This is a genomic window from Brevibacterium sp. BDJS002 (assembly GCF_028201555.1).
In the GTDB taxonomy this organism is placed as follows: Bacteria; Actinomycetota; Actinomycetes; order Actinomycetales; family Brevibacteriaceae; genus Brevibacterium; species Brevibacterium aurantiacum.
In genome coordinates this window covers 153,970-177,080 of the sequence record NZ_CP116392.1, presented here as the reverse complement: position 1 = coordinate 177,080, position 23,111 = coordinate 153,970, and the positions used below count along the sequence as shown (strand labels likewise).

The following is a 23,111-nucleotide window of genomic DNA, read 5'->3' as shown; positions in this document are numbered from 1 at the left end:
TCTAATCTGTAGAAGAACAGAAACGTGTCGTTCTGACACTCTCGTCCTCACAGCACGTCCGGCCATTGATGGCCGCACGCAGAGCACACCAATCGAAGGATCCCTCCATGGCTTCCGTCCTCACGCGTTCGGCGATCGTCGCGCCGAAGAACTTCAATCGGTGGCTGATTCCACCGGCAGCGCTGGCGATCCACCTGTGCATCGGGCAGGTCTACGCGTTCAGCGTCTTCAAGATCCCCTTCATGTCGCACTTCGATGCCGGTGAGGTCTCGATCGGCTGGATCTTCTCGATCGCCATTCTCATGCTCGGCATCTCCTCTGCCATCTTCGGCCCCTGGGTGGAGAAGAACGGCCCACGTGCATCAATGGTCGCCGCCGGCACCTGCTGGGTCATCGGATTCTTCGTCGCCTCCCTGGGGATCATGACCGGTCAGCTGTGGCTGGTCTACCTCGGCTACGGCGTGATCGGCGGCATCGGCCTGGGCATCGGCTACATCTCCCCGGTCTCGACGCTGATGAAGTGGTTCCCGGATCGTCCTGGCCTGGCCACCGGCCTGGCCATCATGGGCTTCGGCGGCGGCGCACTCATCGCCAGCCCAATGTCGAACCAGCTGATGAGCCTCTACGGAGGCGGCCCGGAACCGGAGAATCTCGTTGCCGGACTGACTCCGACCTTCGTCACCCTCGGCATCGTCTACGCCGTGGTCATCGCCGCCGGCGCCTTCGTCATCCGCGTCCCCCACCCCGAGTGGACTCCGAAGAACTTCGACCCCGCCAAAGCGACGACCAAGCCCATGCAGACCACGGGCAATGTCTCTGTGCGCAATGCGATCCGCACACCGCAGTTCTGGCTGCTGTGGGTCGCTCTCTTCCTCAACGTCACTGCTGGCATCGGCATCCTCGAGAACGCGGCCCCGATGATCCAGTCCTACTTCGGCATCACGGCAGCAGCCGCCGCCGGCTTCGTGGGGCTGCTGTCGATCGGCAACATGGGCGGTCGCTTCATCTGGTCGACAACTTCGGACTACCTGGGCCGGAAAAACAACTACATGCTCTACCTCGGCGGTGGGCTCCTGCTCTACCTGATCGTCGCGCTGTTCGGCGGAAGCTCCATCGTGCTCTTCATCCTCGCGACGCTGGTCATCATCTCGTTCTACGGCGGCGGATTCTCGACCATTCCCGCCTACCTCAAGGATCTCTTCGGCGTCTACCAGGTCGGCGCAATCCATGGTGCTCTGCTCACCGCATGGTCTGCCGCGGGCGTGGCAGGTCCCCTCATCGTCAACTCCGTCGTCGAGGCAGGCGAAAAGGCCGGCAAGACGGGGCCTGAACTCTACACGCCGGGGATGTACATCATGGTCGGCGTGCTGGCCATCGGCTTCATCGCCAACGTCCTGGTCCGCCCGGTCAGCGAACGATTCTTCGAACGCGAAGAAGACGTCAAGGCCAAGCAGGCCGCCGCCCTCGAAGACGACAACTGAAAGCAGGGAAGGACATCATGAGCAATTCCACACCCACAGCACACGTCCCGCCCGAGGGCTCCCCTCAGTCACCTGTCGGCGGCGCCTACAAGGCAGTTGGTTCAACCCTGACCGTCGTCGTGGTCGGCGGCCTCCTCTGGGGCCTGTCGCTGACCGTGATCAAGGCCGTCGCGATCTTCACCGGTTAAGGATCCTGGAACCGGGCTAATCTCAGACCATGAGCCTCAACGACCCTGCCCTCGGATTCTTCCACCAGAAATCCAAGGTCAGGGTCGTTTCCATTGCCTTATGGTGTCTAGTCGTCTTCTTCGCGTTCCTCACCGGGTGGGCAGCAGTCGACGCGGGGTCGGGCACAGGTGGAAGTGCTGCAGACCGCGTCCCGGCTCTGCCCATTCTCCAAGCCAGCACATTCGTCCTCGGTTTCGGCACAATGCTCATCGACTTCGCCACTGCAAAAGTACGCGGGGATTTGGCTGGCTGGGCCTTCCTTCGCCTCGTCGGGACCCTGTGCCTCGGCCTGGCCGCAGGTTGGTCCGCCTCGTTGATTGCTCTGCGGGAATTCCCCATCTGGTGGCTGCTGATGATGGTCCTCAGCATCGCCATCCTGTGCATACCGGCGGGAATCTCCCGATTGCTGCGCCACCGTGAACGTGAACAGTTGCGGGTCCGTTCCACCTTTCGCCCGGTGCCGGCAACTGTGACGAACGTTCAGCTCGTCAAAGAGATGGACATGCTCAAACACAAGGTCACCGTGTCATTCATCGATGACGCAGGACGTCGACGCTGGCACATTGTCAGAACACAACATTCGGGCACACCAGTGAAAGTAGGCGATGCCTGTCGCGTGCAATTCGATCCGGCTCGGCTACGCAGGCACAGCTCAATCGTCGTCAGTTTCGCCTGAGCACTCTGATCAGAACCATCCCAATCGGAGCCGGTCTCCTACCGGTCATGGCGTAGGTGAGTCCGCAATATGGGGCGCCTCCTCGGTGATCTGCTTCAACGCCTCCGCGATCGACTCGACCACCGTCGACACCGGCAGCCTGAGGCCAGCGGCGTGTGCTCGATGCGCTGTCTGAGCTTGTGGGGAAGTAGGATCGAGTCATGCCGAACGACGAGAACCCCGCACTGAACCCGGGCTCTCACGGCACATCCAAGGTGCCCTGGGGATCGATCCTGCGCAATGTGGCATTGGCGCTGGCGGTGCTCGCCGGATTGTGGCTGGTCTTCAACGTGCACCTGCCCTCACTCGACGGCATTCAGAAGCAGATCGCCGATGCCGGCTTCTGGGGATTCGGCATCTTCATCATCCTCTATGCGCTCGTCGCGGCCACGCCGATCCCGGTGACCATCATGGCCGTGGCCGGTGGTCTTGCCTTCGGCCTCATCTTCGGCACGATCCTGTCGATGATCGGAGTCGTGGCCGGCTGCGTCGGCGGCTACTGGGTCGCACGCGGACTAGGCCGCGACACCGTGATGAAGCTCTTGGGCAATCACGCAGCGGCGATCGAATCACGACTGACCAACGGCGGGTTCTATGCGGTGTGCATCCTTCGCCTCATGCCGGGCTTTCCCTACTGGCCGGTGAACTACGGCAGCGGGGCAATGGGGATCAAGAGCCGCACATTCCTCATCGCCACTGTGATCTCGGCCCTGCCGGGTCAGCTGTCCCTAGTCGCGGTCGGCGCCTTCATCGGCAATCCCGGAATCGTCACGGGCACCGCCGTCGGCATCTCGTGGGCCCTGGTCATCGTGCTGACGATCCTCACCTTCCGCCGCTGGAAGTCAGAGCAGAAAGACTCGACGACACCAGAGACCGAAGATGGATACCAGGTTAAAGGTCAGAAGACCGAGGTCGAGCAGCGCCCCGAGATCGAGAGCAAGCCTGAGGAAAAGCCCGAGAGCTGATCAGGCCCTGGTCTCCAGGGCTTCACATCAGGAGAGCCGCAGGTCGGTGATGCAGGTCGCGGCGTCTTCTGCAGTCGAGAAGCCAACAGAACCGGACTTCCCCTCGTGAGTGATGTCGATGGTTCCTTCGAAGTCGCTCGGAACCCAGAAGCCAGCGAAGCCATTGTCGAACGTGGTCACCTGGTCGTCGATGACACGATCACCGGTGGCGCTGTCAGTGATCTGCACGTCAAGCTTCTCGTTGGCCAGCTCCCCACGACAGGTTGTCAGACTGTGATAGAAGCAGTCGTGGGTGGTACTCACATACGGAGCAATCGACACGTACGACTTCTCCTCCGGCAGATCTAAAGTCACCTCTTGCGCTTCACCGGCCAGCACCACCTCGTCGGGGTAGACCGATGCCATGAGATCACTCGGGCGATCATCCACCGCCTGCTGGTCGAGGTGGTCGATGACTTCAACGGCGTCCATGCCACCCAAGCCGTGCTCGGAGAGGAACTCCTCCGTCGACATCGGATCACTCCCCGACCCGGAGCTCGATTCCGCGGCTCCACAGCCCGCCAACACCAAGGTCAGAGCCGCTATGGCGACCCCTCGCCTCAGGTTCACTACGCCCTTCGTCTCTGTACCAATCACGTTGACAACTATACCCCCTCTAGGTATAGCGTCGGCATCGGGTGCCTTCGCGCAGCCCGCGATCGGACCGCCAGTGCCACGGATACCCCGGGAGAGATATGAAGACGTCCAAATCTTTGACGACCATCGCCGCGGTTGCCGCCGCATCAGCGCTGCTGCTGTCGGGATGCGCCAGCTCCGAAGGCGACGAGGCCACTCAGCACTCACAGCATGAGACACCGTCCGAGACGGCATCGAGTGAAGACCACAGCGAGAACCATGAGCACGCCGCGGACGGCGGCCAGCCGCCCACAGGCATCGAAGAGGCATCCGACCCCACATACGCCGTCGGAGACGAGGTCACTCTCACCGCTGACCATGTGCCCGGAATGAAAGGGGCGAAGGCGAGGATCTCGGGCGCCTTCGATTCCACGACGTATTCGGTCAGCTACACGCCCACCGATGGCAGCGATCCGGTCAAGGACCACAAGTGGGTCGTCCACGAAGAACTGGAGAGCCCCGGCAAGGCTCCCCTCAAGGACGGAACGAAGGTGACTCTCAACGCAGACCACATGCCCGGAATGAAAGGCGCCGAAGCAACGATCGACAGCTCGACCGAGGACACCGTCTACATGGTCGATCTCGACATGGATGGAATGACAATGACAAACCACAAATGGGTCGTCGAGGACGAGGTCCAGCCCGCCGAGTGATCACAGCGTTCGGTGCAGAGCCCAAACGCAGGAACAGCCCCGACGCCTGATCAGCCGAAGTTCGGTGCTCGTCGCTCCTGGAAGGCTGTGAACCCTTCGGCATAGTCCGGGGTCTGACGCGCGGTCTCCTGGAGATTGGCCTCCTCGGCAAGCACCTGCGCCAGGGTCGGGCGATCATCGGCGAGCTTCTGCACGAAGCCCTTCTCCATCGCGAATGCCTCGGCCGGCCCGGTCACGATCTTCGCCAGCTTCGACTCGACGAAGTCGGACAGTTCCTCAGCTGGGACCGCGCGGGACACGATGCCCGCAGCGGCCGCCTCGGCGCCGGTCATGAAGTCACCGGTGATGATGAGGTCCATCGTCCGGTGATAGCCCACCCGATCGAGGAACACGTGGTGGGCGCCCGAGTCGAGCATCGCACCGATCGCGGCGAACGGCGAACCGAACTTCGCATCGTCGGCGGCGATGATGATGTCAGCGGCCGCTGCAACCCCGAAGCCCAGGCCGAGGGCGGCACCTTGGACCTGCGAGATCACGGGGATCGGCAGTGCCCGGATGGCCTGGAAGACGGGGGTGAACGCCTCGGCGAGGAATGCGTGTGCGTCATCGGTCTCGACGTCGACGGCCGAGATGTCACGACCGGAGCTGAAGACCTTGCCCTCTCCCCTGATCAGGAGCACGCGAACGCTCGGGATCGCCTCGGCGACCTTGGCCACTGCCGCCGCGAGGTCGCGGAGGTTGTCAGCGTCAAGGGCGTTGCGGGAATCTGGGCCGTCGAGAACGATCTCTGCGATGTTTCCCCGGTTGGACAGTTGGATCTCGGTCACGTGTGCTCCCTTGCAGCTGACGGTGTTGCTGATGACGGTGTAACAAGCAGGCTTGTTGCCTGCCTGGTCACCAAGTATAGAATCCCTGACCGGACTTTCGACCCAGCTGACCGGCTGCGACCTTGTCTTTGAGCAGCTGAGGCGGTGCAAATCTGGGTCCTAGCTCTGCTTCCAGATGCTCGGCGATCCCGAGGCGGACGTCGAGGCCGACGATGTCGGTGGTCTTCAGCGGTCCCGCCGGATGGCGGTAACCCAGGGTCATCGCGTTGTCGATGTCCGCAGGCTTCGCGACTCCTTCCTCGACCATCCGCATCGCTTCGAGGGCCAGGGCCACGCCGAGGCGGCTGGAGGCGAATCCGGGTGAGTCCTTGACCGTGATCGCCGTCTTCCCCAGACCTGCGACCCAGGACTTCGCCACATCGACAAGCGCAGGCTGGGTGTGGGTGCCGACGACGACCTCGACGAGGTCTGAGACCGGGACCGGGTTGAAGAAGTGGAGTCCGATGAGGGCCTGGGGCCTGGGCAGTGCAACCGCGAGCTCATCGATGGACAGGGCCGAGGTGTTCGTGGCGATGCTCGCAGCCGGCGCGTACTTCGCAATGGCGGCCAGGATCTCCTGCTTGAGTTCGACGATCTCCGGGACTGCTTCGACGACGAGCAGTGCCTGATCGAGCAGCGTGGGGTCGCGCACGACTTCGACGCTTCCTCTGACCTCGAGGCCCTTGGACTTCGACTTCTCGATCGAGGCGTCGACGCGTTCCTTGGCTGCGGCCACGGTCTCATCGGTGTTCTCGATGATGATGACGCGGGCTCCGGCGCTGGCGAATGCGTGGGCGATGCCGGCACCCATCCGTCCGCCGCCGTAGACGCCGACGGTCTCCGGGACCTTGGCTGCGTTGTCTGAGTCCGTTGCCGAGTTCGGGGTGTGTACGGCGTCGGGTTCGTGTGCTGTCTGCTCGCTCATTCTGCGGTGCCTTCCTGTTCAGCCTTCTTCCGCTTCTTGGCTTCTCGTTTGGCGAGGAACGCATCCATGCGGGTGTACTTCTCCTCGGTCTCGAAGAGCACGGCCTGAGCGAGGTTGTCGATGAGCGGGTGAGCCTCGCGGGGTGCGTGGAATGCGGACTTGCTCAGTCTCACGGCCAATGGGGCGAAGCTGGCGATTCGGTCGGCCAGTGCCTCGCCGGCAAGTTCGAGGTCTTCGGGGTCGACGACGTCGTTGAGCAGTCCGATCGACTTCGCCTCGTCGGCCTGGAGGGTGCGGCCGGCCAGGAGAATCTCCTTGGCTCGTGGTTCTCCGACGAGTTCGCGCAGACGCCAGGCGGCTCCGGCAGCGGCGAGGATGCCGAGTCCGGCCTCTGGGTTGCCGATCTTCGTCGTCGGTGTCCCGATGCGGAAGTCACAGGCGAAGGCGAGCTCCGCTCCTCCACCCAGGGCAAAGCCTTCGACCAGGGCGATGGTGGGCATCGGCAGTTCTTGGATACGGGTGAAGACCTTCGAGTTGATGCCGGCCAAGGCTTCCTCACGGCCGCGATTGCGCAGCTGCCCGATATCGGCTCCGGCGGCGAAGACGCCGTTCGAACCGGTGAGGATGGCGACCTTCGGATCGGCTTCGAGTTCGGCACACACCTCGTGGAGGGCATCGGCCATGTTCTGGTCGATGGCGTTGCGAACCTCGGGCCGGTTCAGTCGGATGATGACCCGATCGGTGTGGCGCTCGATGAGCAGTGGGGAGTTCGACGCTGCGGTCTCGGCGCTGCTCGCTGCGCCCTCGGCGCCGCCGGCGCTCATGCTCGCTCCAGCAGGAGTGCCGAGCCTTGGCCGACGCCGACGCACATCGTCGCCAGTCCGCGTTTGGCATCGGCCTGTTCGAGGCGGTTGAGCAGTGTCAGGGTGATGCGTGCGCCCGAGCAGCCCAGCGGGTGGCCCAACGCGATCGCGCCGCCGAAGCCGTTGACGGTTTCCGGGTCCAGGCCCAGGTCGCCGATGCAGGCCAGGGACTGGGAGGCGAAGGCCTCGTTGAGTTCGACGGCGTCGAGCTGATCGACGGACCAGCCGACACGGTCCAGTGCCTTGCGGGTGGCAGGGACCGGGCCGATGCCCATGATCTCCGGGGCGACGCCGGCACTGGCACCGGTGACGACGCGTGCTCGGGGGCTCAGTCCGTGCTTCTCGGCGTAGCGTTCGCTGACGAGAATCGTCACCGCGGCACCGTCGTTGAGGGAAGAGGAGTTGCCGGCGGTGATGACGCCGCCGGGGCCGTGGATCGCGCGCAGCTTGGCGAGCTTCTCCACAGTGGTGTCCGCGCGTGGTCCCTCATCGGCGCTGACGTCGCCGATGGGCAGGATCTCGGGATCGAACTTGCCTGCTTCCTGCGCTGCGAGTGCCTTCTGGTGTGAGGCGTAGGCGAAGGCGTCGAGCTCTTCGCGGCCCAGCTTCCATTTCTCGGCCACGCGTTCGGCGGTCTGGGGCATCGACAGGGTCGTGTCCTCGCCGAAGGCGGGGTTGGTGAAGCGCCAGCCGATCGAGGTGTCCCAGGACTTACCCGGCTTCGCCCACGGACGCTGCGGCTTCTCGGTCACCCAGGGGGCGCGGGTCATCGACTCGACGCCACCGGCGACAACCACATCGGCGTCACCAGCTGCGATCATCTGCCGAGCCGTCGTGATCGCGGTCAGCCCGGAGGCACACAGGCGGTTGACGGTGAAGCCAGGAACGGACTCGGGCAGACCCGCCAGCAGCACGGCCATGCGGGCGACGTTGCGGTTGTCCTCACCGGCCTGATTCGCCGAGCCGAGGATCACCTCGTCGATGTCGGACGGGTCGATTCCCGACCGTTCGACAACGGCCTTGAGCGTGGTCGCAACCAGGTCATCGGGGCGCTGATCTGCGAGGACTCCCCCGTAGCGGCCGATGGGTGTGCGCAGTCCGTCCAGGATGAAAGCCTCGGGCATGGGTCTCCTCAGGTGTGATGTGTGGTGCAGCGTCGGCGCTTCTCAAGCCTAGCGACCGAAAGCGCCAGACGCTCGGAAGTCTCGACGATCACGAGTCGCATTCGACCGTGACTATGAGTCGTAGTCGACCGTGACCTCGTCGCTGACGGGGAAGGTCTGGCAGGTGAGGACGAAGTTCGCCTCCACCTCGGCGTCTTCGAGGGCGTAGTTGCGCACCATGTCGACTTCGCCGCCGCAGATCTTGGCGCGGCAGGTCCCGCAGACGCCGCCCTTGCAGGCGAAGGGCAGGTCGGTCCGCGATTCCTGTGCTGAGTCGAGGATCGTCTTGCCCTGCGACATCGCCGAGGTGGTCCGTCGTCCGTCGAGGACGATCGTGACGTCGCTGGTGGCACCTTCGAGCACCTTGTCGGCGTGGACGACCTCCGGTGGCGGTTCGTCGACGTAGAAGAGTTCGAAGTGGACCTTGTCCTTGGGCACGTCGAATTCGTCGAGGACCTTGCGGGCGTCGTTGAGCATGCCGAAGGGCCCGCACAGCCACACATGATCCATGTCGCCGATGGGCACCAGGTTCGACAGAAGCTGGCGCAGCTTGTCCTCGTCGAGTCGGCCGGAGAAGAGTTCGACTTCGCGGGGTTCGCGGGAGAGGACGTGGATGAGGTCGAGCTGCTGGTTGCGGGCGTCCTTGAGGTCCGCGAGCTCCTCGGCGAACATCACGGTGTTCGTGTTCCGGTTGCCGTAGAGCAGAGTGACTGAGGCATCCGGGTTGGACAGCACGGTTGTCGCGATCGAGAGCATCGGGGTGATGCCGGAGCCTGCGGCGATGCACAGGTGCCGTCCGCCGACGTCCGGATCGGCCTGGAAGCTGCCACTGGGCGGTTGAACCTCGATGGTCTCACCAGCGCGGACATCATGCACGAGCCACTGGGAGAAGAGCCCCTCGGGGATCTCGCGGACGCCGATGCGCGGATCGGTTCCTGCCGGGGAGCAGATGGAGTAGGAGCGGCGGTGCTCTGCCCCGTCGATCATCCGACGCAGAGTCAGGGACTGCCCGGCGGCGAAGTCGAAGAGCTCGGCGTACTCGTCCGGGACGTCGAAGGTCACTGCCGCCGAGTCGTCGGTGAGGTGGTCGACAGACTTCACGGTCAGCGGGTAGAAGCTCGACCGGGAGGCGCCCTCGCCCTTGACGGCCGGGTCGGTCGGCTGGGTTCCGTCGGTCGGCTGGGTCGGGGAAGCCGCCTCGGCGCTCTGATTGATCGTCTCGGTCATCTCAGATCTCCTTCACGTGTTCGAACGGTTCGAGGCAGTCGTTGCACTGGTACATGGCCTTGCACGCAGTCGGCCCGAATTCCGAGGACAGCTTCACATTCGCCGATCCGCACAGGGTGCAGACCAGTGCCCGCTTCGTGGGCATCAGGGTCAGTGCCACTGGCCCCGTGTGCCGGGGTGCCTGCCCGGGTGGGGAGATGCCGGCGCCCTTGAGTGCCTGCCGCCCTTCCTCGGTGATCCAGTCACTGGTCCAGGCCGGCGTCAGGGACACCCGCACCTCGGCGTCGGGGAAGCCAGCGTCCTGGAGTTCGCGCTGCAGGTCATCGCGCATCGTCGCCATCGCCGGGCATCCCGAGTAGGTGGGTGTGATGGTCGTGACGACGTGGTCGTCCTCAATCGTGACATCACGAAGCACGCCGAGGTCGACGAGCGTGAGCATCGGCATCTCCGGGTCGGTTACGCGAGCTGCGGCTGCGCGAGCACGATCGAGCGCCTCGGCGTCGGTGGTGTTCTGGGTGGCGGACATCCGGGTCTCGAGTGTTGCGGTCACCATTGTCCTTTCGGGTACTGGCGGGCGACGACCTGCATGTCGGCGAGCATCTTCGACAGTGCTTCGGTGTGCAGTCCGTCGCGGCCCTTCTGTCCTCGCACTCCGGCCAGCGTGCCCCGTTCGGGGCGGTCGATGCCGGCGGCGGCGAAGACCTGGTCGAGGATGACTCCGGCCTCATCGGCCACCTCGGCGGGATCGACACCGATTCCGGCGGCCGCCACCGAGGCTTCGATCGGGTGGGTCTCGAAGAGTTCGTTCCACAGTGGCCAGAGTCCATCAAGTGCCTTCAGGAGGCGAGCCTTCGACTCTTCCGTTCCGCGGGCCAGGGTGAGGACCCAGCGGCCTGCGAAGTCGCGGTGATAGGACATCTCCTTGACGCCCTTGACCGCGATGGCCGAGAGCACGGAGTCGCGGCTGGCCTGGAGGCGTTCGAAGATCGCCAGGCGCCAGGTGGAGTAGATGAGGATCTTCGCGACCGCCTCGGCGAAGTCACCGTTGGGCACCTCGGCGAGGCGGACGTTGCGGAACTGCAGGTCCTCGCGGAAGTACGCGAGGCGGTCCTCATCGGGAACCGGGGAGCCTTCGGGCAGCTCGGGCACGAGACTCGGATCGGCTGCCGCCGTGCGGGCGAGCAGGAGCCGGGACTGGCCGAGCAGGTCGAGGGCGATGTTGGCCAGCGCGATGTCCTCTTCGAGGTCAGGCGCGTTGGAGCACCATTCGGAGATCCGCTGGGAGAAGACGAGGGCGTCGTCGCCGAGCATGAGGCAGTAGGCGGCGAGGTCCTTCGGGTCGAAACCCTCGGGCACGGTGGTGTCGACGCCGGCCAGGGGGTCTTCGAAGTCGGTGCCGAAGGCCCAGTGCGCGTCGTTGACGAGCAGGCCCGAATAGGCGTTCTCGTGGTCGCCGTGCTCGATGTTGGCGCCGGCCTCGTCGTGGTCGACGTTGATGGAAGGTTCGTTGGTCATCGTCAGACCCTCCTCACATGTGGGGGACATCGTCGGGGATGTCGTAGAAGGTCGGGTGGCGGTAGACCTTGTCGCCTGCGGGGGCGAACATGGGGTCCTTCTCATCGGGGCTCGAGGCCGTGATCGACGAGGAGCGCACGACCCACAGGCTCACGCCTTCGTTGCGGCGGGTGTACACGTCGCGGGCGTGGCGCAGGGCCATCTGGTCATCGGGAGCGTGCAGCGATCCGACGTGGACGTGGTTGAGTCCGCGCTTGCCGCGCACGAAGACCTCATAGAGGGGCCATTCGCCGCGGACGCTCGGGGTTCCTGCGGTGCCGGAGTTGGTGTCTGCGCTCATTTGGCGGCCTCCTCGGAGGTGGTGTTTGTGGTGTTCTCAGCGAAGGCGAGCGCGGCTTCACGCACCCATGCTCCTTCGTCCCAGGCACGCTTGCGGTGGGCCACACGCTGTTCGTTGCAGGGGCCATTGCCCTTGACGACGGCCCAGAACTCGTCCCAGTCAGGGGTCGAGAAGTCGTAGTGGCCGCGTTCTTCGTTCCACTTCAGGCCCTCGTCAGGGAAGGTCACGCCCAGGGCTTCGGCCTGCGGGACGGACATGTCGACGAATTTCTGGCGCAGCTCGTCGTTGGTGTGGGTCTTGATGCCCCATTCCATCGACTGCTCGGTGTTGGGTGAGTCATCATCGGGTGGGCCGAACATCATCAGCGAGGGCCACCAGAAACGATTGACCGATTCCTGGACCGAGGCGCGCTGCTCTTCGGTGCCGCGCATCATGGTCATCAGCAGTTCGTAACCCTGGCGCTGGTGGAAGGACTCTTCCTTGCAGACGCGGATCATGGCGCGACCATAGGGGCCGAACGAGGTCCGGCACAGCGGCACCTGGTTGCAGATCGCCGCACCGTCGACGAGCCAGCCGATCGTGCCGACGTCGGTGTAGGACAGCGTCGGGTAGTTGAAGATCGAGGAGTACTTCTGCTTGCCAGCGATGAGCTTCTCGGTGAGCTCGTTGCGGGTTGCGCCGAGGGTCTCGGCGGCGGAGTAGAGGTAGAGGCCGTGACCGGCCTCGTCCTGAACCTTGGCCAGCAGGATCGCCTTGCGGCGCAGCGAGGGCGCGCGGGAGATCCAGTTACCCTCGGGCTGCATGCCGATGATCTCCGAGTGCGCGTGCTGGGCCACCTGCCGCACGAGAGTCTTGCGGTAGTTCTCCGGCATCCAGTCGCGCGGTTCGATCCGGTCTTTGGCTTTGATCGTCACCTCGAACTGAGCCTCGAGCTCTTCGGCGTCGAACTGGTTCTCATTGATCTGCGTTGTCATGACCACTCCACCCTTGGACGTGCCCTTCCGGCTTCTGCGTTCGGTCCGCCCATCGTAAGTCCGACGCACCGGCGAAACCATTTACTGACCATTTGTTCTGTATTGTTCACTATCAGTGTGGCACACCGCACGCCAAGGTGCAACGCACAGAGCTGCAGCAGCGACGCTTGCGGCATCTCCCTCGACACACCGGCGTCGCTCCGAGGCAACGACGCAGGCACAGTGGCCTCGGCGCTCCGTCGATGTCTCGAGCTTCAGGCCCGCCCACCTCAGGGTTCCAATCCGCCAGTTTTGGCGAGAACTGGCCGTCCGACTTGACAGAGACGCCGATCACAACCATATTTATTGACCAGATGGTCGTTTATTCTTCGAAGGTGCCACGACCGGGAACTTCGGACTGCTGACAGCCATCGTCCACATAAGGTCACCACTGCCCAGCGAGTGATCACCACAGCAATCAGCGACTCGAAGGGGAGCCTGACATGGGAGAGCCCAGTCCCGAGGCAACGACAACCGCTCGCACGGCGACGTCTGCCGACAGTACGAGCGCCGAATCGGGCACGGACAGCGAGCAGCTGACCGGTGCTGCGGCGATGTTCGCCAACGATCGCGCATCTCAGCACCTGGGCATCACCGTCGATGACCACGGCCCCGGCTGGGCGCAGTGTTCGATGACGATCACCGACATCATGGCCAACGGGCACGAGATCACCCACGGCGGCTACATCTTCCTCTTCGCCGACACCACCTTCGCGATGGCCTGCAACTACCCCGGCTCGATCACCGTCGCCTCGGGCGGCGACATCGACTTCCTCAAGCCCACATACGTCGGCGACAAACTCATCGCCCGCGGCAAAGAGATCGTCAAACAGGGTCGCTCAGGCATCTACGACATCGAAGTCACTCGCGGCGACGAGATCGTTGCCACCTATCGCGGCCGCTCCCGCACCCTGCCCCCACCGAAGCCCGCGACACCTTCGACCTGACCCCTCCCCTCACCCGGCACTCCCCCGAAACGGCGCCCCACCTCGCGCCCCACCTCGGCGCCCCACGAATTGCGAAGCACAACAGGATTGACCAAGGAGACAACGATGACTGACACCGAACTCGACGCCGGACAGCGCATGAGCCTCGACGAGCTGCGCGCCGACCAGCTCGCGAACCTCAAATCCACGGTCACGAAGGTCTATGAGAAGGTCCCGTTCTACAAAAAGGCCTTCGACGACCTCGGCGTGACTCCCGCGGACATCACCAGTCTCGACGACATCTCCAAGCTGCCGTTTACGAACAAGCAGGACCTGCGTGACAACTACCCGTTCGGGATGTTCGCCGTTCCGCGCGAAGAAGTCGCCCGTGTCCATGCCTCCTCGGGCACGACCGGACTGCCGACCGTCGTCGGCTACACACTGGGTGACCTCGACAAATGGGGCAGCCTGATCGCACGCTCGATCCTCGGCGCCGGCGGCAAGCGCGGCCAGATGATGCACAATGCCTACGGCTACGGCCTGTTCACCGGCGGCCTGGGCGTCCACGGTGCCGAGCGCCACGGCTTCACCGTCATCCCGATCTCCGGCGGTCAGACGCAGCGGCAGGTGCAGCTGATCCAGGACTTCCAGCCCGACATCATCACGGCCACGCCGACCTACCTGCTCACGATCCTCGACGAATTCCACAAGCAGGGCATCGACCCGACCACGACGAGCCTGAAGACCGCGATCTGCGGCGCCGAACCGTGGACCGATGAGATGCGCAAGGAGATCGAGAAGTCCTTCAACATCAACGCCGTCGACATCTACGGACTCTCCGAGGTCATGGGCCCCGGCGTGGCCTGCGAATCCGCAGTCACGAAGGACGGACCGACCATCTGGGAAGACCACTTCTACCCGGAGATCGTCGACCCCTACACCGGCGAGGTTCTGCCCGACGGCGAAGAGGGCGAACTCGTCTTCACCTCGCTGACGAAGGAAGCCCTGCCGATCATCCGCTACCGCACCCACGACCTGGCGAGCCTGCTGCCAGGCACCGCGAACCCGAACTTCCGTCGCATCTCACGCATCACCGGCCGCTCCGATGACCTCATCATCATCCGCGGCGTCAACGTCTACCCGGCCAACGTCGAGTCCGTGCTCTTCGAGTTCGCCCACCTCAGCCCCCACTTCCAGCTCGTCCTCACCCGCCCCGGCCGAATGGACGAGGTCACCGTCGAGGTCGAGTGCCGCGAAGGAGTCGGCGCCGCCGAACTCGACGGCCTGGGCGGATTGGTCGCCGCTCGGATCAAGGAGCGCCTCGGCGTCTCCTCGACCGTGTCGGTGCTCCAGCCCGGCGAGCTGCCCCGTTCGGTCGGCAAGCTCAAGCGCATCATCGATCGCCGCGAGGGCCTGCGGTGATCAGTCCGGTACAGGCTGACTAGACTGGTGCGCATGCCGAAAACGACTTCACCTGCGCAGACACCGGACCTCGAGTCAGGTGTCGATGCTGCTGTGGACGCAGCACCCAAGCGCAACCGTCGCGGACGGCCCGGCTATGACCGGGAGACGCTGATCAACAAGGCCACCGAGGTCTTCGTCACGCGCGGCTATGACGGCACATCGATGGACACCGTGGCCCGCGAGCTCGGCATCACGAAGTCTGCAATCTACCATCACGTGAAGTCGAAGGAAGAGCTGCTGCATCTGGCGATCAACCGCGGCATTCGCGCCCTCGACTCAGCAGTTGAGGCCGAGAGTCAGCGCCCAGGGCTGGACGCCCTCGAGCGCCTGCGTGCCGCCGTTCATGCCAGCGTTGTCATCCTCATCGAGTACCACCACTCCGTGACTCTGCTGCTGCGAGTGCGCGGGAACTCCGCCGTCGAGGTCGAAGCTCTCGAGCAGCGACGCAAGATCGACGACAAGATTCGCGTCCTCGTCGCCGCAGCGATCGAGGAGGGCGGGCTGCGCTCGGACTTCACACCCGGCCTGATCACACGTCTGCTCTTCGGCATGGTCAACTCCATCACCGAGTGGTATCGCCCCAGCTACCCCGTCGACCCCGAGAGGATCGCCGACGCCGTCACCTCGATGGCGTTCAACGGCCTCGAGGTCTGAGAGTCGGCCGACTGAGAATCGGCCAGCTGACAGTCGGCCAGCTGAGAACGACCGTGACTCCTACCCCGCGAACTCGCGGATCGGCAGTCCGGCCACACCCACCTCGGCGACGAACAGGGCACCCGCCAGTGGATCTGCCGCTGTGTCCACATTCTCCTGCGAGGTGGTGATGAAGAGCCGATCGAGGTTCTCTCCGCCGAACGTGCAGGCAGTGACCTTGCCGGCGCCGACGTCGACGATTCCGTCCAGGGTGCCGTCGGGTCGGTAGCGGTGAACCGCTCCCGCGTTGACCACGGCCGTCCACACACAGCCTTCGCTGTCGACGGTGAGCCCATCGGGACGACCGCCGTCGGGGAGTTCGACGAGGATCCGACGGTTGCGCAGTCCCTCTTCGGGGTCGAAGTCGAAGACGGCAACCTGGCCCGTCGGTGTGTCGTTGTAGTAGGCGAGTGAACCGTCGGGACTCCATTCGAGGCCGTTGGATACGGTCACGCCCTCGAGCATGATGTCGACTCGACCGTCGGGACTGAGACGATAGAGCGATGCCGCGCCGGGGCTCTGGTCGTAGGCCATCGATCCGCACCAGAAGTTCCCCTGCGGATCGCAGCCGCCCTCATTCATGCGGACGTCCGGCGAAGTCCACACCTCGGGCAGGGGATCAATCTGTCCGTCGGGACTTTCGAGGGCGAAACCGCGCTCGATTCCGATGACCGCGCCACCGCCTCGGCGAGGGCGGACTGCTGCGGCGACCTCGGCGACGTGCTGGCGTTCGATCCGGTCATCACGCAGCGTCAGGAAGTCGCCGGCGAGCATGTCGACCCAGCGCAGGCCGCCCCAGGACGGCGACCACGCAGGGCCTTCGCCGTGATAGGCGATCGGATCGGTGATCTGCTCGGCTCTCATGGCTGCTCCCCTACGCCCGGCTGAGGCTGCGGTCCTGGCGGTGGCTCCGAATCCGGGCCCGAGCTGCCCGCGGGATAGTCCTCCATCGGCACGGACCCATCTGCCCAGGCTTCGAGGACCGGGGTGAGGATCTGCCAGGCCAGTGTCGATTCCTCCGGTCCGGCGGCCAGGTCAGACTCTCCATCGAGGATGTTCTTGAGCACATGTCCGTACGGGGAGAGCTCCGGTTTCGGCTGCTCACCGATCAGACTCATCGGGGTCAATCTGTCTCGGGAGCTGCTCGAATTGAGAGCGAGCTCGATGTCGAAGGGTCCGTCGAGGCCGATCCACAAGCGCGCACCCTGCTGTGCAGCACCGACGGGGCGGAAGAGGATTTCGATGCCCTTGCGTGTGCAGTCGATAGCCTTTCCCGTGCGCAGACGGAACCGGGTACCTGCCCAGCGGGGAGAGTCGATCTGCAGGACAACCTCGGCGAAGGTCTCGGTGTCGCGGTTCCCATCGACACCGTCTTCGTCGATGTAGTCAGGCACCATCTTCCCCGCGGCCTCCGGTTCGTCGGCGAGCGTCCCGGCGGTGTAGCGGGCGCGACGGGTGGAGGTCAGAACGTCAGCGGGCGACAACGGTCGAACGGCGGACAGGAGTTCGACTTTGCGGGCGTGCAGTTCTGCCGCGCTCGGCCACCCCGATTCGATTCCCTCGGGCCGCTCCATGGCACTCATCGTCAGCACCTGCATCAGGTGGTTCTGCAGGACGTCCTTGAGGGCGCCCGTGCTGTCGTAGAACCGGGCTCGCCCCTCGAGCGCGATGGCCTCATCCCACAGCAGCCGGAACTCCTCGATGTGTTCACCGTTCCAGACCGCCTCGGGCAGGGGGTTGGCGAATCGCAGTGCCAGCATCGCCTGCAGCGGAGCCATCCCGAGGGCATGGTCGACGTTGAAGACGATCGTGGCAGCTTCATCAGCGAAGAGCTCGCCGAGGAGGTCGTCCAGTTCCTCGGCACCGCTGAGGTCATCGCCGAAGGGCTTCTCCATCGCGATCCGACTGCCTGCGGGAAGGTCCGCTGCCGCCACGGCTCGCAGCGCATCGGGCATGAGACCGGTGGGCAGTGCGAGATAGACGGTCACCGGAGAATCCTGTGCATTGCCGGTTGCTGCGGACGCGTTGCCGGTCGCTGCAATGAGGTCGGCCATATCGGTCGGGTCGGTGACATCGGCGGGCCTGTACCGGGTTCGGTCGAGGATCCAGCTGCGAGCGGTCTCCGGGCTGTCGGCGCCGTGCTCGTTCAGCTTCTCTTCGGCGTGGTCACGGTAGTCTTCGTCGCCTAAGTCCCGAGTGCCCGAAGCCAAGAGTGAGAAGTCCTGCGGCAGCGCATCGGTTGCGGCGAGCTCCGCCAGGGCCGGCAGCAGAAACCGCCCCGCAAGGTCACCGGTGGCTCCGCAGATGATGAGGTTGGCGTTCACTGTGCTCTCCTGTCGACGGGCTTCTCTCGACGATACCCGCCGAGGCGCACACCTGTCCTCGATGCGTTCTCTTCAGCGATCGCGTCAGCGCAGCGTGGACAAGCCGGCGGCGAGGACCCACCCCAAGGTCGAGTCCATCTCATCGAGCAGCTCGTCGCGTGGGGGCTGATAGTCGCTGATGACCCAGTTGACGACCATCTGCACGCCGGCTCCGATGAGCACGTCGCCGAGGACCCGCTGCTGGCCTGCCGTGAGTTGGGGAGCATCTACCGTCGCAGACAGGCGACTCGAGAGTTCGTCGCCGATTGTTCGTCCCTGCCAGCGATACAGTTCATCGACTTGCGCACTGACTCCCAGCACCTCGAAGAGGTGGACTCGTGCCTGCACCGGGTTGGCCTGCGCCCAGGTGAGGAACCCTGACATGAATCCACGCAGCACCGCCGCGGCATCCTCTCCCCCGCCGGCGAGAACCGAGGCGCGCAGATCAGCGACCACTCGCCCGTAGACCTCACAGAGGAGGTCTTCCAGGGTGGCAAATGACTCGTAGAAGTAGCGCTTGTTGAGACCGGCTTCCGCACAGACCGCGCCGACTGTTGCCGACCGATAGCCCTGAGTACCGAAGAGTGAGATTCCGGCCGTGACGAGCTGCTCGCGACGAGCACTTTCGCGCTGTTCGCGGCTGGCCCCGGCATACGGACGTCCCTGATCATTCACACTGTGATCTTGACAACAAAGACCAGCGAATGCAAACTGGTACGACTTCGTACCAGAAAGGTCGGGAATGACATCCAGCACGTCAGGCAACACCGCGCTCAACGCTGAACGGCGCGCGCGGGACATCGCAGAACTCTCCGAGGCAGAGGCATCGGGCGCAGAGGCATTCGACCTTGTGGTCATCGGTGGTGGAATCACCGGCGTCGGCGTCGCACTCGACGCGGCCTCCCGAGGTCTCAGCGTCGTGCTCATTGAGCGCGGAGATCTCGCCTCTGGCACCAGCGGCTGGAGTTCGAAGCTGGCCCACGGTGGCCTGCGCTACCTGGCGAAGCTCGACGTCCCAATCGCGTGGGAGTCCGCCGTCGAACGCGGCCACCTGATGAGCCGCATCGCGCCGCACCTGGTTCACCCTGTCCAGATGGTCCTCCCGCTGCACACCCACGTCGGCCATCTGGATGCCACGCTGATCGGCACCGGCTTCCTCGCGGGAGATGCGCTGAGAATGCTGGCGCGCACACCGAAATCGCTGCTCCCTCGCCCCCACCGAATATCGCCCGCTGAGGTCCGTCGACTCGCGCCGTCCACAACTGCCGCCGGACTGCGCGGTGGCCTGCTCAGCTGGGACGGCCAGATCGTCGATGATGCCCGGCTCGTGGTGACCATGGCCCGCACCGCCGCGGCCCATGGGGCGCACATCATCACCTACGCCTCTGCCACCAGCGTCGAATCCGGACGCGTCCACGTCACCGACCAGCTCACGGGTGAGCCTCACACCATCCGTGCGAAGCAGATCATCAACGCCGCAGGTGTCTGGGCCGACACCCTCTCCGACGACGTCGAGCTCGCTCCGAGCAAGGGCTCGCATCTGCTGGTTCGGGCCGAAAGCATGGGCAACCCGACTGCTGCCATCACCGCGCCGGTCCCCGACCACTTCGGCAGGTTCGTCTTCGCCGTGCCCTGGGACGACGGACTGGTCATGATCGGTCTGACCGATGACCCCCATGACGGACGGATTCCTCAGCGGGCTCGACCGGACGCCGATGAGCGCACATTCCTGCTCGACATCATCAACGCCGTCCTGGAGGATCCACTCTCACCCGAGGATGTGGTGGGCAGCTACGCCGGGTTCCGGCCGCTGCTCAAAGGCAAGGCCGACTCCGGCGCTGACCTCTCACGCAAACACGCACTGCTGCGCGACCCGCAGACCGACCTCCTCACCATCGTCGGCGGAAAGCTCACGGCCTATCGGCGCATGGCCGAAGACGCAGTCGATGCGGCGGTCGAAGCCGCCGGGCTGACGGCGAAGCCGTGTCGCACCACGACACTCAGCCTCGTCGGAGCAGGTGCACCGAGACCACGTCTGCCCGAACACCTGATCCGCCGCTATGGCACCGACGCCGAGCTGGTTGCGGCATACGGTGCCGACAACTCTGCACTGAATGAGCCCGTCAGAGACGGAATTCCCTTCAGCGGCGCGGAGATCAGGTTCGCCGTCGAACACGAACTCGCCCTCACCGTTGAGGACGTGATCGACCGCAGAACCCGCTGGGGCCTCGTCGACGCCGATCGCGACGACCTTGCCGCCGCCGTGCGCAGGCATGCCCCAGAGCTCATCGACGCCACACAGTTACCCGAGAACACTCATCACAACCAGGACGAAGGATGACCCCTATGGACACCATTGAACCGAGGATGCGCTGGTGGGGCTGGGGCGAGGACGGGCACGACGGCCCGGTCAAGCCCGGTGCCAAGAAGATGCTGGCCGCGACCTGTGGCTGGCCCGCAAGTGTCAACCTCCCTCCAGTCGAACTCGCTGATGTCCAGCTTCCCGAAGCCGAACTCTCCGCCGACGCACGTGTTCGCTTCGAAGCACTTCTGGGCGCCGAATACGTTCGCGATGATCACGCGACCCGTGTCTCGCACTCCGCTGGACGCAGCGTCCCCGACCTGCTGCGTCTGCGCAGCGGCGAAGTGCCGTTCGCTCCGGATGCCGTGCTCTACCCGGCCTCCGAGATGGAGGTCGACGAGCTGCTCACCATCTGTCAGGACGAGCGCATTGCGGTCGTGCCTTTCGGCGGTGGGACGAGCGTCGTCGCCGGCATCGACGCGTTTCGCCAGGATTTCAGCAGCTGTGTCTGCATCAGTCTGGCGCGCCTCGATGAGATCCTCGACATCGATGAGGAGTCGCTGACGGCGACAGTTCAGGCGGGCGTATTCGGTCCGGATCTCGAGAAGAAGCTGCAGGCCAAGGGCCTCACACTCGGCCACTTCCCGCAGTCATTTGAGTTCAGCACCGTCGGCGGTTGGGTCGCCACACGTTCAGCCGGTCAGCAGTCCACCGGCTACGGTCGCATCGACGAGAACGTGTTCGGCCTGCGGGCGTCGACTCCCAGCGGCCGGATCACACTGCGTTCGACTCCCGCCACTGCGGCGGGACCCAATCCACGTCAGCTCCTCGTCGGCTCCGAGGGCACGCTGGGCATCATCACCCAGGCAACGCTGCGCATCAAGCGCGTGCCGGAGGTGGCACTGCCGGATGCCTGGTTCTTCCCCGACTTCCACTCGGGCGCGACGGCACTGCGCGAGATTGAGCAGAGTGGCGTACGCCCCGACATCGCGAGACTCTCCGACCTCAATGAGACAGAGTTCGGTCTGGCTCAGCTGGGCAGCGACATTCAGCGCAAGGGCCTTCTCGCCTACCTTCGCGCACGCGGCGTCACGACGCCGTGCATGCTGGTGCTGCGCTACGACGGCCGCAAGTCGGAGGCGAGGTCGCGCCGGGCTGCGGGCCGAGCGCTCGCCAGGAAGAATAAAGGCGTCACAATGGGAGGCTCGCCCGAGACAGCGTGGGAGAAGCACCGCTTCTCGACCCCGTACCTGCGCGACCAGCTGATGACCGACGGTGTCATGGTCGAGACGATGGAGACGGCCGCGCCGTGGAGCAGGATCGAGTCCCTGCACGACACGATCAAACAGGACATCGAGAAATCTCTGGCCGACCGCGGCACGCCGGCCCTGGTCCTGTGCCACATTTCGCACCTCTACTCCGCCGGATGCTCGCTCTACTACACCGTCTTCGCCAAGCGGCAGCAAGGCCAGGAGATGGAGCAGTGGAAGGCGGTGAAGACCGCGGCCGGCAACGCCATGGTCAACAACGGTGGAACGATCACCCACCACCACGCAACCGGAGCGGACCACGCTCCCTGGCTCCCTCAGGAGACCGGCGAATTGTGGGTGCGGATGCTGCGCGCCGCCAAGGCCGAAGTGGACCCGGAAGGCATCATGAACCCCGGCAAGCTCATGAACGGGCCGGAGGCACTGTGAGCACCGCACCGCCGCCGCTGTCGGTGCCCGTCATCCTCAACCCTGCCGCCCGCCATGGCGCGGTCCGGGAGCGGATCGAACCGGTCAGAGCGGCCTTCGCCGCCCACGGGATGACGGCGCTGTTGGTCGAGAGCACAAGCGAACAGCACGCCGGAGAACTGGCCGCACACTACGCGGAACAGGATGCACCGATCGTCGTCTCCTTGGGAGGGGACGGAATGGTGCGCGCGGTCGCAGCCGGACTCGTCGGCACACAGACTGCGCTGGGCATCGTCGCCGGAGGGCGAGGAAACGACCTCATCGGCAAACTCGGCATTCCGAAGGGAATCGAGGCCGCTGTCGCCATCATCGCCGAGGGACGCGACCGGTCCATCGACGTCATCGACTTCGACGGACGGATCTCCGTGGGCAATATCTGCCTCGGGCTGGACTCCGCAGTCCAGATCCATGCCGATTCGGTGAAACGCATCAAAGGGCACTGGGTCTATCTGTACGGCATCATCCGCGCAATCCTGCAGCCGCAGCGCATCGATCTGGCACTGACCATCGACGGAGAAGAGGTCGAGTTCCGTGGCTACACGGCGGGATTCGCCAACTCCGGTCGCTATGGAGGCGGACTGAAGCTCTCTCCGAAAGCGAAACTCGACGACGGCCTCATCGATGTCGTGCTGCTGCGGGACGTGTGGCTGCCGCGGCTGGCCCTCGAACTCGTGGCGTTCACGCTGGGACAGCGCGCCCTCCACCCGCACATCACCTTCCGCCATGCACGTGAGGTGACGATTGCGTCACGTGAGGGAGCCGCGCCGGTCGAGATCGTCGCCGACGGCGATGCCGTCACCCACACCCCAGCCACGCTGTCCGTCCGACCAGCGGCGCTGCGGGTGCGTGTCGCTCCTACTCCTTCGCGACGAGGGTGAGCACGTCGTACTTCGCGACGGGTTCGTCATTCTGATTGACGACTTCCGCATCCCAAATGGTCCTCAAGATCTTGGCAAATGAGTACTGATATTGGTGCTCTCTTGACTCACAGGGAGAGA

Annotated in this window: 24 protein-coding genes; 11 read left to right on the top strand and 13 right to left on the bottom strand. The window is 64.7% G+C overall.

Annotated features, from left to right (window positions below; all coding sequences use genetic code 11):
- The first annotated feature begins 107 nt into the window (after positions 1–107).
- The 4 genes from PGC08_RS00825 (at position 108) to PGC08_RS00810 (ending at position 3,389) form a co-directional block, all read left to right on the top strand.
- Positions 108–1,481 (top strand): L-lactate MFS transporter, encoded by a 1,374-nt coding sequence (locus PGC08_RS00825; RefSeq protein ID WP_069599192.1) that lies wholly within the window; start codon positions 108–110, stop codon positions 1,479–1,481.
- Between the two features lie 17 nt (positions 1,482–1,498).
- A complete protein-coding gene (locus PGC08_RS00820) occupies positions 1,499–1,669 on the top strand; it encodes a hypothetical protein (protein WP_009882076.1) in 171 nt (56 codons plus the stop codon).
- Positions 1,670–1,698: 29 nt separating this feature from the next.
- Positions 1,699–2,385 (top strand): hypothetical protein, encoded by a 687-nt coding sequence (locus PGC08_RS00815; protein ID WP_009882075.1) that lies wholly within the window; start codon positions 1,699–1,701, stop codon positions 2,383–2,385.
- 200 nt (positions 2,386–2,585) lie between these two features.
- Positions 2,586–3,389 carry a TVP38/TMEM64 family protein gene (locus tag PGC08_RS00810; RefSeq protein WP_009882074.1) on the top strand — a complete coding sequence of 268 codons (804 nt, stop codon included), beginning with the start codon at positions 2,586–2,588 and terminating at the stop codon, positions 3,387–3,389.
- Between the two features lie 27 nt (positions 3,390–3,416).
- Here the strand turns inward: PGC08_RS00810 and PGC08_RS00805 are convergent, their stop codons facing one another.
- Positions 3,417–3,902 carry a CueP family metal-binding protein gene (locus PGC08_RS00805; protein WP_009882073.1) on the bottom strand — a complete coding sequence of 162 codons (486 nt, stop codon included), beginning with the start codon at positions 3,900–3,902 and terminating at the stop codon, positions 3,417–3,419.
- Positions 3,903–4,123: 221 nt separating this feature from the next.
- On the opposite strand from PGC08_RS00805, the gene PGC08_RS00800 reads away from it, so the two are divergent.
- Entirely contained in the window at positions 4,124–4,717 is a 594-nt protein-coding gene (locus PGC08_RS00800; protein ID WP_009882072.1) for a YdhK family protein, read from the top strand.
- 50 nt (positions 4,718–4,767) lie between these two features.
- Here PGC08_RS00800 and PGC08_RS00795 read toward each other — a convergent pair whose 3' ends face one another.
- From PGC08_RS00795 to paaA, 9 genes are all read right to left on the bottom strand, one after another.
- Positions 4,768–5,544, bottom strand: a complete 777-nt coding sequence (locus PGC08_RS00795) for an enoyl-CoA hydratase/isomerase family protein (protein ID WP_271709260.1) — start codon at positions 5,542–5,544, stop codon at positions 4,768–4,770.
- Positions 5,545–5,611: 67 nt separating this feature from the next.
- Positions 5,612–6,508 (bottom strand): 3-hydroxyacyl-CoA dehydrogenase family protein, encoded by an 897-nt coding sequence (locus tag PGC08_RS00790; protein WP_271709259.1) that lies wholly within the window; start codon positions 6,506–6,508, stop codon positions 5,612–5,614.
- Positions 6,505–7,332 (bottom strand): enoyl-CoA hydratase/isomerase family protein, encoded by an 828-nt coding sequence (locus PGC08_RS00785; RefSeq protein WP_096145781.1) that lies wholly within the window; start codon positions 7,330–7,332, stop codon positions 6,505–6,507. Before PGC08_RS00785 ends, PGC08_RS00790 begins: the two co-directional genes overlap by 4 nt.
- Complete coding sequence (locus PGC08_RS00780; RefSeq protein WP_009882068.1) at positions 7,329–8,495, bottom strand: thiolase family protein; 1,167 nt, start codon at positions 8,493–8,495, stop codon at positions 7,329–7,331. Before PGC08_RS00780 ends, PGC08_RS00785 begins: the two co-directional genes overlap by 4 nt.
- A gap of 111 nt (positions 8,496–8,606) precedes the next feature.
- A complete protein-coding gene (paaE, locus tag PGC08_RS00775; protein ID WP_205676731.1) occupies positions 8,607–9,761 on the bottom strand; it encodes a 1,2-phenylacetyl-CoA epoxidase subunit PaaE in 1,155 nt (384 codons plus the stop codon).
- Position 9,762: 1 nt separating this feature from the next.
- On the bottom strand, positions 9,763–10,314 hold the full coding sequence (gene paaD / locus PGC08_RS00770; RefSeq protein ID WP_009882066.1) for a 1,2-phenylacetyl-CoA epoxidase subunit PaaD: 552 nt from the start codon (positions 10,312–10,314) through the stop codon (positions 9,763–9,765).
- Complete coding sequence (paaC, locus tag PGC08_RS00765) at positions 10,308–11,276, bottom strand: 1,2-phenylacetyl-CoA epoxidase subunit PaaC (RefSeq protein ID WP_271709258.1); 969 nt, start codon at positions 11,274–11,276, stop codon at positions 10,308–10,310. Before paaC ends, paaD begins: the two co-directional genes overlap by 7 nt.
- Positions 11,277–11,289: 13 nt before the next feature.
- Positions 11,290–11,616 (bottom strand): 1,2-phenylacetyl-CoA epoxidase subunit PaaB, encoded by a 327-nt coding sequence (gene paaB, locus PGC08_RS00760; protein ID WP_009882064.1) that lies wholly within the window; start codon positions 11,614–11,616, stop codon positions 11,290–11,292.
- Positions 11,613–12,590, bottom strand: a complete 978-nt coding sequence (gene paaA / locus PGC08_RS00755) for a 1,2-phenylacetyl-CoA epoxidase subunit PaaA (protein WP_009882063.1) — start codon at positions 12,588–12,590, stop codon at positions 11,613–11,615. The genes paaB and paaA overlap by 4 nt, the downstream gene beginning before the upstream one ends.
- 482 nt (positions 12,591–13,072) lie before the next feature.
- On the opposite strand from paaA, the gene paaI reads away from it, so the two are divergent.
- The 3 genes from paaI (at position 13,073) to PGC08_RS00740 (ending at position 15,673) form a co-directional block, all read left to right on the top strand.
- A complete protein-coding gene (paaI, locus tag PGC08_RS00750; RefSeq protein WP_009882062.1) occupies positions 13,073–13,576 on the top strand; it encodes a hydroxyphenylacetyl-CoA thioesterase PaaI in 504 nt (167 codons plus the stop codon).
- A 105-nt stretch (positions 13,577–13,681) separates the two neighbouring features.
- Positions 13,682–14,977, top strand: coding sequence for a phenylacetate--CoA ligase PaaK (gene paaK / locus PGC08_RS00745; RefSeq protein ID WP_271709257.1), 1,296 nt, complete (start codon positions 13,682–13,684; stop codon positions 14,975–14,977).
- A gap of 33 nt (positions 14,978–15,010) precedes the next feature.
- Positions 15,011–15,673, top strand: coding sequence for a TetR/AcrR family transcriptional regulator (locus PGC08_RS00740; RefSeq protein WP_009882059.1), 663 nt, complete (start codon positions 15,011–15,013; stop codon positions 15,671–15,673).
- 60 nt (positions 15,674–15,733) lie between these two features.
- Here PGC08_RS00740 and PGC08_RS00735 read toward each other — a convergent pair whose 3' ends face one another.
- The 3 genes from PGC08_RS00735 to PGC08_RS00725 all read right to left on the bottom strand — a co-directional run bounded on the left by PGC08_RS00735 (position 15,734) and on the right by PGC08_RS00725 (position 18,750).
- Positions 15,734–16,576 carry an SMP-30/gluconolactonase/LRE family protein gene (locus PGC08_RS00735; RefSeq protein ID WP_271709256.1) on the bottom strand — a complete coding sequence of 281 codons (843 nt, stop codon included), beginning with the start codon at positions 16,574–16,576 and terminating at the stop codon, positions 15,734–15,736.
- On the bottom strand, positions 16,573–18,036 hold the full coding sequence (locus tag PGC08_RS00730) for a hypothetical protein (RefSeq protein WP_271709255.1): 1,464 nt from the start codon (positions 18,034–18,036) through the stop codon (positions 16,573–16,575). The genes PGC08_RS00735 and PGC08_RS00730 overlap by 4 nt, the downstream gene beginning before the upstream one ends.
- 84 nt (positions 18,037–18,120) lie before the next feature.
- Positions 18,121–18,750, bottom strand: a complete 630-nt coding sequence (locus tag PGC08_RS00725) for a TetR/AcrR family transcriptional regulator (RefSeq protein WP_069599187.1) — start codon at positions 18,748–18,750, stop codon at positions 18,121–18,123.
- Positions 18,751–18,817: 67 nt separating this feature from the next.
- On the opposite strand from PGC08_RS00725, the gene PGC08_RS00720 reads away from it, so the two are divergent.
- Genes PGC08_RS00720 through PGC08_RS00710 form a run of 3 tightly spaced genes read left to right on the top strand, consistent with a single transcriptional unit; the run spans position 18,818 to position 22,991 of the window.
- A complete protein-coding gene (locus PGC08_RS00720; RefSeq protein ID WP_271709254.1) occupies positions 18,818–20,416 on the top strand; it encodes a glycerol-3-phosphate dehydrogenase/oxidase in 1,599 nt (532 codons plus the stop codon).
- Between the two features lie 5 nt (positions 20,417–20,421).
- Positions 20,422–22,074, top strand: coding sequence for an FAD-binding oxidoreductase (locus tag PGC08_RS00715; protein ID WP_271709253.1), 1,653 nt, complete (start codon positions 20,422–20,424; stop codon positions 22,072–22,074).
- Positions 22,071–22,991: a diacylglycerol/lipid kinase family protein gene (locus tag PGC08_RS00710; RefSeq protein ID WP_165770470.1), complete on the top strand. Its 921-nt coding sequence runs from the start codon at positions 22,071–22,073 to the stop codon at positions 22,989–22,991. Before PGC08_RS00715 ends, PGC08_RS00710 begins: the two co-directional genes overlap by 4 nt.
- Positions 22,992–23,111 lie beyond the last annotated feature (120 nt).

Bases quoted from the DNA above. Each gene is read 5' to 3' on its own strand.
- PGC08_RS00715 (WP_271709253.1), top strand. From the start codon at position 20,422: ATGGACACCATTGAACCGAGGATGCGCTGGTGGGGCTGGGGCGAGGAC.
- paaI (WP_009882062.1), top strand. From the start codon at position 13,073: ATGGGAGAGCCCAGTCCCGAGGCAACGACAACCGCTCGCACGGCGACG.
- paaE (WP_205676731.1), bottom strand. From the start codon at position 9,761: ATGACCGAGACGATCAATCAGAGCGCCGAGGCGGCTTCCCCGACCCAG.
- paaK (WP_271709257.1), top strand. From the start codon at position 13,682: ATGACTGACACCGAACTCGACGCCGGACAGCGCATGAGCCTCGACGAG.
- PGC08_RS00735 (WP_271709256.1), bottom strand. From the start codon at position 16,576: ATGAGAGCCGAGCAGATCACCGATCCGATCGCCTATCACGGCGAAGGC.
- paaB (WP_009882064.1), bottom strand. From the start codon at position 11,616: ATGAGCGCAGACACCAACTCCGGCACCGCAGGAACCCCGAGCGTCCGC.
- PGC08_RS00805 (WP_009882073.1), bottom strand. From the start codon at position 3,902: ATGTCGACGGAGGAGTTCCTCTCCGAGCACGGCTTGGGTGGCATGGAC.
- PGC08_RS00740 (WP_009882059.1), top strand. From the start codon at position 15,011: ATGCCGAAAACGACTTCACCTGCGCAGACACCGGACCTCGAGTCAGGT.
- PGC08_RS00785 (WP_096145781.1), bottom strand. From the start codon at position 7,332: ATGAGCGCCGGCGGCGCCGAGGGCGCAGCGAGCAGCGCCGAGACCGCA.
- PGC08_RS00780 (WP_009882068.1), bottom strand. From the start codon at position 8,495: ATGCCCGAGGCTTTCATCCTGGACGGACTGCGCACACCCATCGGCCGC.
- PGC08_RS00720 (WP_271709254.1), top strand. From the start codon at position 18,818: ATGACATCCAGCACGTCAGGCAACACCGCGCTCAACGCTGAACGGCGC.
- PGC08_RS00800 (WP_009882072.1), top strand. From the start codon at position 4,124: ATGAAGACGTCCAAATCTTTGACGACCATCGCCGCGGTTGCCGCCGCA.
- paaC (WP_271709258.1), bottom strand. From the start codon at position 11,276: ATGACCAACGAACCTTCCATCAACGTCGACCACGACGAGGCCGGCGCC.
- paaA (WP_009882063.1), bottom strand. From the start codon at position 12,590: ATGACAACGCAGATCAATGAGAACCAGTTCGACGCCGAAGAGCTCGAG.
- paaD (WP_009882066.1), bottom strand. From the start codon at position 10,314: ATGGTGACCGCAACACTCGAGACCCGGATGTCCGCCACCCAGAACACC.
- PGC08_RS00815 (WP_009882075.1), top strand. From the start codon at position 1,699: ATGAGCCTCAACGACCCTGCCCTCGGATTCTTCCACCAGAAATCCAAG.
- PGC08_RS00810 (WP_009882074.1), top strand. From the start codon at position 2,586: ATGCCGAACGACGAGAACCCCGCACTGAACCCGGGCTCTCACGGCACA.
- PGC08_RS00820 (WP_009882076.1), top strand. From the start codon at position 1,499: ATGAGCAATTCCACACCCACAGCACACGTCCCGCCCGAGGGCTCCCCT.
- PGC08_RS00825 (WP_069599192.1), top strand. From the start codon at position 108: ATGGCTTCCGTCCTCACGCGTTCGGCGATCGTCGCGCCGAAGAACTTC.
- PGC08_RS00790 (WP_271709259.1), bottom strand. From the start codon at position 6,508: ATGAGCGAGCAGACAGCACACGAACCCGACGCCGTACACACCCCGAAC.